A 12325-nucleotide genomic window follows, 5' to 3' on the forward strand; every position below is an offset into this window, starting at 1 on the left:
GGCGCGACGACAGTTCAGCAATACCCATCGTGACCGGAGGAGTTCTCGCCAGGTTCTGGTCAGCGGGTGTCGTTCACCCAGGTCATGTTGGTGGGCTCTCCGGCTTCGAGCAGGGGGCCGTCGTACTTGGGGGAGGTCATAACCGAGGCGTCACGGCGGTAGTTGATGAAATGGACGCCATCGTCGCCGCTGTAGAGCTTGTAGCGGCGGGCGGCGGCCACCCAAAGGGTGTCGCCCACGCCGACCATTCGGCGACCGACTCGGATCTCACCTCGCAGCACGTGGATCAGTTCGTCCTGGGAGTGGCTGTGAGCGGAGGATTCGAAATACTGGGGACGATCGCTAGCCAACAGCCACAGCCGATTGGTGGGTGCGGAAGCGTCAGAGAAGAACCGGGTGCGCTGGGATTCGTCAACCGTGGCCCACACCCCGCCAGGGCCGACAATCCGCACACTTCGACCATCGGATTCGGCTGGGCCTCTCAGCCCGTCGGTCGGCGGCGTGGCATCGGCGGGACCCATGTGCAAGATGCTGGTGTCCGACTCGGCGATCGCGCTGGCAGCCACTCCGGCCTCTACCACCATCGCCCCATCGACAGGGCAGACCCGCCCGTCGACGGCCAGGCTGCCGGAGCGCACATACACGGCCTCGTCGCCGTGCTCGGTGCCCCACCGCAGCTCAGTGCCCGCAGCCAGATCGGCGGCAATCAGCCACAGCGATGCTCCGTCAGGGCTCACCGGCCGAGCAGCAAGGCTTCCGGCAACCTCGACCGTCGTTACCGGATACCGCGCGGTGGCCTCAACCTCAGCGGCGTGGATGACTTCGACTGCGCTCACAGAACCTCAATCATCGCGCTTGTTCCATCGGCGGCATCGGCTGCGGCGGGTTGACGCCAAGTCGGCGGCTTCGTCCATGGCCGATTGCATGGCCTCTCGCAAGCGGACGGTGAACTCGCTGCGCTGGCTGGAGGAGAGTCGGCCGCTCTCAATGCTCGGCGGCAACAGCGGTTCACCGACCACAATGGACACCGGCACCCGCCGGAGAAACTTGGCCTGGGGGGGCATGGCCTCCTCGGTGCCGGCGATGCCGACCGGGAGGATTGGCACCCCGGTTCGAGCCGACAGAAATGCAGCGCCCCCGTAGATCTCCCCCACCTGGCGACCCGAATGGCGAGTGCCCTCCGGGAACACCAGCAAAGGCTCGCCCCGTCGCAACAGGCCGATGGCCGCTTGCAGCGACCGTCGGTCACCCGCCCCCCGATGCACGGGGAACGACCCAATCATGGCGCTGATCCAAGTGCCGACCCTTCCCTTGAACATCTCGATCTTGGCCAGGGATCGCACCTTACGAGGGCAACGGGAGTTCACCAAAGGACCGTCCAGATTGGACCGGTGTACGGGAGCGATGATGAACGCCCCTTCGATTCTCAGTCGCTCGGCGCCCACCATTCTGGTCCTCAGGTAAAGGCGCCCCACCACACGGATCAACGCCCGCAACGCCCAATAGAGAACCTGGGCCCGACGAGTCGCCCAAATGGCCAGCACCCGGTCTTCCAAATGCTGTTCAGACATGGTTCTGCAAGGCCTTCCACACTCGCTGGGGTGACGTCGGCATGTCCAGATGGCGGACCCCAAGATGACCCAACGCGTCGATCACCGCATTTTGCACCGCGGCGGTGGCCCCAACCGTGCCCGACTCGCCGACGCCCTTGGCTCCCAGCAAGTTCCGGTCCGTGGGGGTCTCCGATCTGATCAACTCGAAACTGGGCAGCTCAGCCGCCGAGATCACCGGGTAATCGGCGAAGTTGGTGGTTAGCGGGTTGGCATCAGCGTCATAGGCCAACTCCTCGATCAGAGCCAGCGCGACGCCACCGGCGATACCCCCGTGGATCTGGCCTTCGAAGATGAGTGGATTCAAAACGGTGCCAGCGTCGTCCACCGCCACCAACTCAGCAGCGTCGGGAGGGATCAGGTTGGCCACAAATGCGCCCTGGCCGGTGAGAAAACGGGGATCTTCCCTTCGCAGAACCGGATGGCCAAGAATCGAGGGCATTAGTCCTAGTCGATTCGAGTGGAGGCCTCCCTCACTCGAACAAGGAGACGTCGGTGAACTCGATGAGGTTCCCGTCGGGGTCGCGGGCGAACGCCGTCTTCACTGGAACGCCAAAGTCCTCCCGCTGGTTCGGCTCGGAGGCAAACTCCAGACCCCGCTCGGCCAATTCGGCCATGGTGGCGTCGAATTCGTCGGCGGGAATGTAGAGGGCGAAGTGGGACATTGCCCCCGCGGTGTCCGGCATCTTGTCTACCTTGCTGAGGTGAAGCTGGGATGGTCCCATCCGCAGCCACGACCCCGCGAACTCGCCGAAATCGGGTCGGGGCAGCTTTTCCAAGCCCAGCTTGCCGATGTAGAAGGCGTCGGCAGCCTCCACATCGGTCACACAGATATTCACGTGCGAGTAGGCGACCAGCCCTTTGACAGCAGTGCTCATGCCCGTGACTTTATGGGAACGCGGGGGTAAACGTGCCCTCGGGACGCGTACAGCGCAATCCCAGCACGGCAGTCACCGCGCCCCCGGAGGCCAGCATGACGTAGCTGGTGCCGAGGTTGCCGATCTGGCCGGCCCCCATCGCTCGCCGAGCACACCGCCGACCACCAGCGTGGCCGCCCCGACCATGGTGAAGGAGTTGATGACCCACGACAGCTCAGCCTCGCCGGCGTCGGGGAACGACTCCTTCAGGTCGGCATAAACCACGAAGATGATCGACAGCGCCATGGCTGTCTGGAAGCTGGCCAGGCTCACCACCACCAGCACCAGCCAGGCCCCGCGCATGACCGCCGGGTCGATGGCTGCTTGCTGCATCACCGGATGGCTGCAACCCCCTTGCTTCCCGCCAAACGGATGGCAGCACTGGCGGGGGCGATAGCTAGCCTTCTGGCGTGGTCTCGTTCTATGACACTCGGCGCCGGGAGATCGTGCCGTTCGAGCCGCTGGTTGAAGACCGGGTGTCAATGTACGTGTGCGGCCCCACTGTCTACGACGACCCCCATGTCGGCCACGCCCGCACTGCGCTCACGTTCGACATGATGCGCCGCTACCTCCAGTGGCGGGGCTTCGAGGTCACGTTTGTATCCAACATCACCGACATCGACGACAACATCATCAACCGAGCATCTGAGACCGGAACCACTGAGCCCGAACTCGCCGCTCGCTACGAGCAGGTTTATGTCGACCAAATGGACCGATTCGGCATCGCTCGGCCCGACCACCGACCCCATGCCACTGAATATGTGGCGGAGATGCTGGATTTCATCGGTGACCTGGTAGATCGGGGCGCGGCCTACGCCATCGAGGGCAAAGGGGTGTACTTCTCGGTGGCCACCCACGACCGCTACGGCGATCTCATCGGACGCACCCCCGAGGAGTTGCGGGAAGGAGCCGGCGCGCGAGTGGAAGTAGACGTCGAAAAGGTCGACCCGCTGGACTTCGCCTTGTGGAAGGCGGCCAAGCCGGGCGAGCCGGTGTGGGACTCGCCGTGGGGACCGGGCCGCCCCGGCTGGCACATCGAGTGTGTGGCTATGGCCACTGATCTGTTGGGCGAAACCTTCGACATCCACGGTGGGGGCGACGATCTGGCCTTCCCCCATCATCAGAACGAGGTGGCCGAGGCGGAAGGAGCTGATCTGGGCTTCGCCCGCCACTGGATCCACGGCGCCATGCTCAACGTGAACGGCGAGAAGATGGCCAAGTCGCTGGGCAACTTCACCACCCTGTCCGACTTGCTCGACGCCTATGAGCCCCAGGTACTGCGGTTGCTAATGCTGCAAACCCACTACCGCACGGTCATGGAGTTGAGCGACGACGCCTTGGCTGGGGCGGCCGGAGCGCTGGACCGGCTGCGGGCCTGGCATCGGCGGGCCGCTGCCTCCGGCCTGGATCCTGCGGCAACGCCTGATGCCGATGCGGTTGCCCGGTTCACCGCCGCCATGGACGACGACTTCGGCACTCCCACCGGATTGGCGGTGGTGTTCGACCTGGTCCGAGAGGCCAACGGCGCGCTGGATGCCGGAGATGCCGACCGGGCGGCATCCGCCCACGCCACAGTGTGCGACTTGGCCGGGGCGCTGGGCCTGGCCTTGGCCAGCGACGACCAGGCGAGCGATGACGCATTGGCCGTAGAGGTCGAGAAGCTGCTGGACGAACGAGACGAGGCTCGCAAGGCCAAGGACTTCGCTTCCGCCGACCGCATTCGCAACGAGCTGGCTGCCCGGGGAATCGTGTTGGAGGACACTCCCGGCGGCACGATCTGGAGAAAATCCTGAGGAAGTTCCAGACCCAGATGTTCGGTCAACCGGTAGCGGAGATCGAGATACTGGACGATCAGTCGGGCACCACGCGAAGGACCCGGGCTCGGCTGCGTTTGGACGATGGCCAAGAGCTGGCTGTGTTCATCAAGCGACCATCCCGCTCTCTCATCGCTCGGGCTTTTGTGGCGGTGCCTCGGTTGAGTCGGGCCGAGGTCAGCTTCTATACCGAACTACGCGACCAGGTTCCCATCGCCACCCCCCTTTGCCATGGCGCTGGCCGCTTCTGGCGCGGGTTCATCGTGATCCTCGAGGACTTGACCCACTCCGCGGCAACGTTGCGGTCGTCTACCGATACGCTCAGCGCTGATGAGGCCGCCTCGTTGCTGGCCGCGCTAGCCGATATGCACCGCCAGTGGTGGGGGCGCACCGAAACGCTTCCGTGGCTGGCTCTCAACCCCCGCCGGGAGCTGAAGCTGGGCGCACTACTCAGCCCTTCTCTCTGCCGACTGGGGCTCTGGCGAGTTGGTTCGACGGTTCCAAAGCCACTTCACCAAGCCATCTCCCGATATGCCCGCAACCGCCGATCGGCCCACGCAACCATGGCAGCCGGTCCCACAACGCTGATCCACAACGATTGCCACCCAGGAAACCAGTTTGTCGCCGCTGACGGCCGTCCTGGTCTCATCGATTGGCAACTCTGCCGAGCGGGACCGTGGGCACGAGACGTGGCATACCTGCTGGCCACCTCGCTGGACCCCGAAACACGCCGGAGCGCCGAACGCGACTTGCTGGCCGACTATCTGATGCAACTAGGCCCCGTCGCACCGACTGTTGACGAGGCCTGGCTGGCCTATCGGCGCAATGTCGTCTACGCGCTCGAGGCCATGCTGGTGACCGCCGCGGTGGGAGTGATGATGCCCAAGTCCACTTCTCTCGCCCTAGTGAACCGCACTGCGATGGCGGCTGCCGACCTAGATTCATTCGGCGCGCTATGACCGAATCTTTCCCCCGCCAGCACGCCCGCACCCGGGGCTTCACCTTGGGAGCTCCTCGCAGCTTCGCTGTTTCTGACGACGGCCGATGGGTGGCCTTCCTGCGCAGCACGGCCGGCGACGATCCGGTGAACCGGCTCTGGCAGCTCGACACGTCCACCGGCGAGGAACTTGTGATCGCCGATCCGGTCGAACTCTTGGCCGACCCCGGCGAGGAGAATCTGCCGCCGGCTGAGCGGGCTCGCCGAGAACGTGCCCGGGAAAGCGGCGGTGGCATCGTGGCCTACGCCGGCGACCCCGGGCTTACCCAAATCGCCTTCACACTGGATGGGCGGGTGTTCCTGGCCGATGCGGCCGAAGGCTCAGTTGATCTGCTGCCGGCAGAGTCCGGCGCATTCGACCCCCGCCCCTCACCCGACGGGCAGATGGTGGCCTATGTCTCTGGTGCCGGCCTGCGAGTGGTGGACGCTGCGGCTGACGGTCTTGACCGCCTGGTCATCGACGAGCCGGGCGACACCGTGAGCTGGGGGTCAGCCGAATTCATCGCCGCCGAGGAGATGGGCCGCAGCCGGGGATTCTGGTGGTCACCCGACAGCCAGCGCCTGCTGGCGGCCCGGGTGGACACCGCCGAGGTGCCCGTGTGGCATATCGCCTCGCCGGCTGATCCAGCGACGGCTCCGGTGCCCATGGCCTACCCCGCTGCTGGCACGGTCAACGCCGACGTCTCTTTGGCCATCCTTGGGCTCGACGGCAGTCGGGTCGAGGTGGCCTGGGATCGAGACGCGTTCGAGTACCTGGCCCGGGCTGGATGGGCACCCCGGTCGAACCCCGTCATCACCGTGCAGAGCCGCGACCAGCGCACGGTGGTGATCCTGGAAGTCGACCCCGATACCGGAGCAACCACCGAGATTGCCCGCCAGACCGATGATCACTGGGTGGAGTTGGTGCCCGGCACGCCGACGTGGACAGGAGAACGGCTAGTGACCGTCGAGGATAGGGCGTCGGCCCGATGCCTGACGATCGACGGCAGGACAACTACCCCGGACACTTTGCAAGTCCGCAGCGTGGTGTCGGCCGATGAGAACCGCGTGGTGTTCACTGCGTCGGACGACCCCACCGAAGTCCACATTTGGCAGCTCGATGGCGAAGAAAAACTAGGCCGGCTCAGCAACCAGCCGGGGGTCCACAGCGCGGCCGCAGGAGGCGGATCTGTAGTGGTGGTTCGGGCTGCGGGAACCGATCAGGAGTCGGCGGTGGAGGTAGTGACCACCACCGAGCGCATCCCCATAGGTTCGAAAGCCGCGACGCCGTCGTTGTCTCCGTCGCCCCAGTTCTCCGTGGTCGGCAGCCGGGACTTGCACGCCGCGGTGCTGTATCCATCAGGCGAAGACGGTGCCGAGGGCGATTCGCTGCCGGTTCTGCTCGACCCTTATGGCGGCCCCCACGCCCAGCGGGTGCTCAAGGCCCGCTCACCGTTTCTGGTGTCGCAGTGGTTCGCCGACCAGGGGTTCGCGGCGGTGATCACCGATGGCCGGGGTACTCCGGCACGGGGTCCGGCCTGGGAACGCGCCGTGGCTGGCGACTTGGCCCATCCGGTGCTCGAAGACCAGATCGACGCCCTCGATGCGCTGGCCGAGCATCATCCCCGACTCGACCTGGGTCGGGTGGCCTTACGGGGCTGGTCGTTTGGCGGCTACCTGGCCGCGCTCGCCGTGTTGGCCCGTCCCGACCGCTTCCACGCCGCCATAGCCGGAGCCCCGGTCACCGATTGGCACCTCTACGACACCCACTACACCGAGCGCTACTTGGGCCACCCCGACCACAACCCCGAGGCCTATACCCGCACCAGCCTGCTTGAGTTGGCTGGCGGGCTCTCCCGCCCGCTGCTGTTGATCTGCGGCCTGGCCGACGACAACGTGTTCGCAGCCCACACCCTCCAGCTGTCGCAGACACTGTTCAAAGCCGGGCGCCCCCACCAGGTGCTCCCCCTGCCCGGCGTCACTCATATGACTCCTCAGGAGCAGGTAGCCGAGAACCTGCTCCTGCTGCAACGGACCTTCCTCTTCGACAGCCTCGACATCGGCCCACAAGAATGACTCCATGACCCGTATAACCGCCGACGGTGAGATCACCTGCGGGATCCAGCTTCCGATCCAAACCCTCAACGAGCGAATCACACAGCCGTGGGAGGCCGACGCCACCGTGGACGACTTGGTGGCCATCACCCAGGCCGCGGAAGCCGCCGGACTCGGCTTTGTGGGAGTGTGCGACCACATCGCCATCCCCGACAACGAATACGCCGCCCACATGTCCACCACGTGGTACGACCCGATCGCCACCCTCGGCTTTTTGGGAGCGGCCACCAGCACCATCCGGCTGCTGTCGGAGGTGTACGTCCTTCCCTATCGCCACCCTCTGACCACGGCTAATTCGTTCTGCACCCTCGACCATCTCACCGGCGGAAGGGCGTTGATGGGAGTGGGTGCCGGCCACGTCGAGGCCGAGTTCGAAGCCCTGGGACTGAGCTTCACCGACCGGGGCCGAATGACCGACGAGGCCATCGACGCCGTGCGGGCTGCCGTGGGGGCCGCCGGTGGGTTCTGCGAGTTCAGCGGGGAGTTCTACGAATTCAAGGATGTGGGAGTGGGTCCCGCCGCCGCGCAGGACGCGATTCCCGTTTGGATCGGAGGCAGCACCCGTCCGGCCCTGCGCCGGGTGGTGGAGCGGGGAGATGGCTGGATTCCCCAGGGCACGCCACGGGAGGCCATGGCCGAGCAGATTGACTACATGCGGGCCCATGCCGATGTTGTGGGCCGCGACCTCGATGAAGTGGATCTCGGCTGGTTGGCCGGGGCCGTCTATGTCGGCGACCCTCCCGAGGGGCTTTTTCTGCCGGGATGGCCGTATATCGGCGGCTCTCCCGACCAGGTTGCGGAGTCGCTTCGCTATGCTCACGAGCTGGGTACCTCGGTGCTGTTTCTTTTTTTCCGATCTCGCGACGCATCCGAGTACATCGACCAGATCGCCCGCTTCGGCGCTGAGGTCCTGCCCCTGCTGGAAGCCCGATCATGAGTGGCGTGCTCTCCGGAATGCGGGTGGTGGAGGGATCGGCCTTCGTGGCCTGCCCTTCGGGGGGTATGACCCTGGCCCAGCACGGTGCCGACGTGATCCGCTTCGACGCCATCGGTGGGGGCATCGACTACCACCGCTGGCCGCTCACTCCCGAGGGCCAGTCGCTGTACTGGCAGGGGCTGAACAAGGGCAAGCGGTCGATCCAGGTCGACCTCCGCTCTCCCGAGGGGCGGGAGCTCATCACCGCTCTGGCCACCGCCCCCGGCCCCGACGCCGGCATCTTCACCACCAACTTCCCCGCCGTCGGGTGGCTGTCGTACGACAGCCTCCGCCACCACCGAGACGACCTCATCATGGTGGTCATCACCGGCAACCACGACGGTTCCACCGCGGTGGACTACACCGTGAACTGCGCCATGGGCTACCCCTGGCTCACCGGCACCGATGGCACCCTCAACCATGTGCTGCCCGCCTGGGACATCATCTGCGGCCAGACCGCCGCGGTGGGGGTGCTGGCCGCCGAGCGCCAACGGTCCCGCACCGGTGAGGGGAGCTTGGTGAATCTGGCCCTGTCGGATGTAGCCCTGGCTGCGGTTTCCATGCTCGGCCATGTGGCCGAGGCCCAGCTCCTGGGCACCCAGCGGCCCCGCATCGGCAACGACATCTACGGTGCCTTCGGGCGGGACTTCGAGCTGGCCGACGGCGAGCGCATCCAGATCGTGGCGGTGAGCGCCCGCCAGTGGCAGAGCATCGTTGCCGCCTGCGGGATCGGCGAAGAAGTGGCCGCGCTAGAGGCCGAGACCGGCTTGGACTTCACCAGGGTGGACGGCGACCGCTACTTGGCCCTTGACCGCCTCAATCCACTGGTGGCCCAATGGTGCGCGAGGCACGGCCTGGCCGAGGCGTCGGCCGCGCTTGACGCCCAAGGGGTGTGCTGGGGGCGGTATCAGTCGATGTTGGAGATGGTGGCCAACGACCCCCGCTGTTCTACGGAGAATCCGCTATTTGCCGATGTGGAACACCCCGAAACCGGCCAATATCTCACCCCTGGCCCTCCCCTCCGCTTCTCGGACGACAATGTGGCCGATCCCGGCCCCGCCCCCCGCCTCGGCCAACACACCGATGAGGTATTGGCCGATGTCCTCGGCCTGTCAGGCACTGAAATCGCCCGTCTCCACGACAATCAGATCGTGGCCTGACATCTCCTGATGCGGGCGCAGACCGCTACGTTGACGCCATGACCATGGACATCGGATCCGCCGGGGTGTGGACCCGCACCGACAGCTTCTCCACTAGCGAGGCCATCAAGTTCGCCCAGCGGATCGAGGAGTTGGGCTACGGAGCCTTATGGATCCCCGATGCCTTCGGCCGCGATCCATTCGCCCACGCTTCGCTGCTGCTCAACCACACCAGCACCCTGGTGCTGGCCACCGGGGTGGTGAACATTCACCTGCGGGAGGCCCAGGCCACTTCCTGCGCTCAGAAGGAATTGCACGACCAGTCGGGAGGGCGCTTCTTGCTCGGCCTCGGGGTGTCGCACCAAGCTCCGGTGGAGCGGATGCAGGGCAAGCCCTACCCCGCGCCCATCCCGTCGATGCGGGAGTACCTCGACAAGATGGAGAACGCCATGTGGTGGGGGCCGGAGCTCGACGGCGAACCGCCCACGGTGCTGGCCGCCCTCGGACCGCTGATGCTGAAGCTGGCCGCCGAGCGCACCCTCGGCGCCCATCCCTACTTCGCCCCACCGGAGAACTCCCGGCGGTCCCGGGAGATCATGGGGCCCGACGCCTGGATCTGCCCGGAGCAGAAGGTGATGCTGGAAACCGACCCGCAGCGGGCCCGGGAGCGGGCCCGGGCGGCCATGGTCGGGCCACTGCACATGCCCAACTACCGCAACAACCTCATGCGCTGCGGTTTCGAAGAAAGTGCCCTCGACGACGGCGGCGCCGATGAGGTGGTCGACGCGGTGGTGGCCTGGGGTGACGAGCACACCCTGGCGGAGCGGATACACCAGCACCTTGAGGCCGGCGCCACCCACGTGTGCATCCAGCCGCTCGATCCAGCAGACAAGACCCGCCCCAGCCTCGAAACCCTCGAGACTCTCGCCCCCCTTCTGAACGGAGCGTGACCAGCCATGCCCAGTGAATTCCAAGACCGAGTCGCCATAGTCACCGGCGCCGCAGACAGAATCGGCCTGGGATTCGCCCACGCCAGCTACCTGGCCGAGCGGGGGGCCAAGATCGTGCTCAACGACTTCGGCAACGGCACGCTGGGACTGGTTGAGCAGGGCATCAATCCCGACATCGCAGAGGAGGCAGCTCAACGCATCCGGGACGCCGGCGGCGAGGCCATCGCCAACAACGGCGACATCGCCGACCCAGCCACAGCCGAGACGTTGGTGTCCAATGCCCTCGAGGCGTGGGGCCGTATAGACATCCTCATCAACAACGCCGGTTTTGCCAGCGCGTCCTTCTTTCCCGACATCGACGCCGACGACATGTACCGCCACGTGGGAGTGACCCTGTTGGGATGCCTCAACACCGCCAAGGCGGTATGGCCCCACATGGTGGAGCGGGGCTACGGGCGCATCATCAACACCGGCTCTCCAGCCTGCTTCGGCAACCCCACCACCTCCTACGCCGCCACCAAATCGGGGCTGTTCGGCTTTACCCGCACCCAGGCCATCTTCGGCCAAGCCCACAACATCACCGCCAACCTGCTGTTGCCGGCGGCCATCTCCCGTCTGACCGAGGGCCTGCCCGAATCGCCGTTCAAGTCGCACCTGCGGGAGCATTTCGGCGCCGAGAAGGTGGCCCCGGTGGTGGCCCATCTGGTGAGCGATCAGTGCATGGTGAACGGCGAGGCATTCACCGTGGGCGGCGGCCAGTTCGCCCGCATCGTGTACGCCGCCTCCCCCGCCCAAGAGATCGACTTGACTATGGAGTCGGTGGCCCAGGGCATGGCCAACGCCATGGACACCTCCGACTGGACTCCCCAGGGTTCCACCGCCGAGAGCTTGGTCCACCTGGGCATGCCCCCCGAACTGGAGCAGATGTAAGGATTACCGCTATGGCTCTGGTGACGGAAAAAGAGATCGAGGGCTTCTGGCGCGACGGTGTGGTGGTTGTCAGAGGAGTGCTCTCTGATGACACCTTGGCCTCGATGACCAGGCCGGTGGAACGAGCTCTGGGATCCGAGGCGATGAACAACATGACCGAGATGGGTGCCATGGTGGTTCCGCCCAGCGGGGGAACGGTGCTCAACGACCCCGACGCGGCCAAGAGGGGCGCCCCTCGGGGCCAATTCCACGGCGGCACCGACCACTGGTGGGACGATGCCGACTTTGAGGCATTCGCCACCCGATCCCCCCTGCCCCAGTTGGCTGCTGAATTGATGAAGAGCCAAGAGCTGTGGTTCTACGAGGACAGCGTGCTGGTGAAGGAGCCCCATACCGAGGAACCCACCTCAATCCACCAAGACATGGCCTACTTCCAGTTGGAGGGCGACAAGGTGTGTACCACTTGGTGCCCGCTCGACCCCATCAGCAAAGAGACCGGAGCCACCGTCTATGTGAAGGGCTCACACCGCTGGGAGCGGAACTTCCGACCCAATTGGTTCGTAAGCCAGCTCTCCATGCCCAACACCGACGGCGAGGAAGTCCCCCATTACGACCGGGACGACGCCGAGCACCTGCTCTGTTTCGACATGGAGCCCGGAGACGTGGCCGTCCACCACGCCATGACCCTTCACGGCGCCCACGCCAACGTCACCGACCAGTGGCGCCGGGCCATCTCGGTTCGCTATTGCGGCGACGGCACCGTCTACCGCTTCAAGCGAGGCACCCCCCTAAAGCCCCACCACTCCGAAGTCACCGAGGGCGAACCCGTTGACCACCCCCGCTGTCCCCAAGTCTGGCCCCGCTGATACATATCTGGCGTTGTCACAGCCCCTAGGTA

Annotated in this window: 12 protein-coding genes and 1 pseudogene; 8 read left to right on the forward strand and 5 right to left on the reverse strand. The window is 65.7% G+C overall.

The genetic code is table 11. The annotated features are described in order from the left end of the window. Nucleotides 1-59 precede the first annotated feature (59 nt). The 5 genes and pseudogenes from OXG30_08205 to OXG30_08225 all read right to left on the reverse strand — a co-directional run bounded on the left by OXG30_08205 (nt 60) and on the right by OXG30_08225 (nt 2863). Nucleotides 60-836 carry a hypothetical protein gene (locus tag OXG30_08205; GenBank protein ID MCY4134880.1) on the reverse strand — a complete coding sequence of 259 codons (777 nt, stop codon included), beginning with the start codon at nt 834-836 and terminating at the stop codon, nt 60-62. 6 nt (nt 837-842) lie between these two features. Beyond that, entirely contained in the window at nt 843-1571 is a 729-nt protein-coding gene (locus tag OXG30_08210) for a lysophospholipid acyltransferase family protein (GenBank protein MCY4134881.1), read from the reverse strand. Then, nucleotides 1564-1947: pseudogene (locus tag OXG30_08215) on the reverse strand (molybdopterin-dependent oxidoreductase). Before OXG30_08215 ends, OXG30_08210 begins: the two are co-directional and overlap by 8 nt. 136 nt (nt 1948-2083) lie before the next feature. After that, entirely contained in the window at nt 2084-2488 is a 405-nt protein-coding gene (locus tag OXG30_08220) for a VOC family protein (GenBank protein MCY4134882.1), read from the reverse strand. 72 nt (nt 2489-2560) lie between these two features. Next, complete coding sequence (locus OXG30_08225; protein MCY4134883.1) at nt 2561-2863, reverse strand: hypothetical protein; 303 nt, start codon at nt 2861-2863, stop codon at nt 2561-2563. Between the two features lie 74 nt (nt 2864-2937). On the opposite strand from OXG30_08225, the gene cysS reads away from it, so the two are divergent. Genes cysS through OXG30_08265 form a run of 8 tightly spaced genes read left to right on the forward strand, consistent with a single transcriptional unit; the run spans nt 2938 to nt 12293 of the window. Next, nucleotides 2938-4320, forward strand: coding sequence for a cysteine--tRNA ligase (cysS, locus tag OXG30_08230; protein ID MCY4134884.1), 1383 nt, complete (start codon nt 2938-2940; stop codon nt 4318-4320). 17 nt (nt 4321-4337) lie between these two features. Beyond that, on the forward strand, nt 4338-5300 hold the full coding sequence (locus OXG30_08235) for a phosphotransferase (protein ID MCY4134885.1): 963 nt from the start codon (nt 4338-4340) through the stop codon (nt 5298-5300). Then, nucleotides 5297-7393 carry a prolyl oligopeptidase family serine peptidase gene (locus OXG30_08240; GenBank protein ID MCY4134886.1) on the forward strand — a complete coding sequence of 699 codons (2097 nt, stop codon included), beginning with the start codon at nt 5297-5299 and terminating at the stop codon, nt 7391-7393. Before OXG30_08235 ends, OXG30_08240 begins: the two co-directional genes overlap by 4 nt. A gap of 4 nt (nt 7394-7397) precedes the next feature. Then, complete coding sequence (locus OXG30_08245) at nt 7398-8369, forward strand: TIGR03619 family F420-dependent LLM class oxidoreductase (protein ID MCY4134887.1); 972 nt, start codon at nt 7398-7400, stop codon at nt 8367-8369. Beyond that, nucleotides 8366-9568: a CoA transferase gene (locus OXG30_08250; GenBank protein MCY4134888.1), complete on the forward strand. Its 1203-nt coding sequence runs from the start codon at nt 8366-8368 to the stop codon at nt 9566-9568. The genes OXG30_08245 and OXG30_08250 overlap by 4 nt, the downstream gene beginning before the upstream one ends. Nucleotides 9569-9606: 38 nt before the next feature. Further along, nucleotides 9607-10497, forward strand: a complete 891-nt coding sequence (locus tag OXG30_08255) for a TIGR03620 family F420-dependent LLM class oxidoreductase (GenBank protein ID MCY4134889.1) — start codon at nt 9607-9609, stop codon at nt 10495-10497. A gap of 6 nt (nt 10498-10503) precedes the next feature. After that, the gene (locus OXG30_08260; protein MCY4134890.1) at nt 10504-11427 is read left to right on the forward strand and encodes an SDR family NAD(P)-dependent oxidoreductase; all 924 of its coding nucleotides are present in this window, start codon (nt 10504-10506) and stop codon (nt 11425-11427) included. Nucleotides 11428-11438: 11 nt separating this feature from the next. Further along, nucleotides 11439-12293 (forward strand): phytanoyl-CoA dioxygenase family protein, encoded by an 855-nt coding sequence (locus tag OXG30_08265; protein ID MCY4134891.1) that lies wholly within the window; start codon nt 11439-11441, stop codon nt 12291-12293. The last annotated feature ends 32 nt before the right edge of the window (nt 12294-12325 follow it).

The organism is bacterium, assembly GCA_026708015.1.
Lineage (GTDB): Bacteria > Actinomycetota > Acidimicrobiia > Acidimicrobiales > Bin134 > Poriferisocius.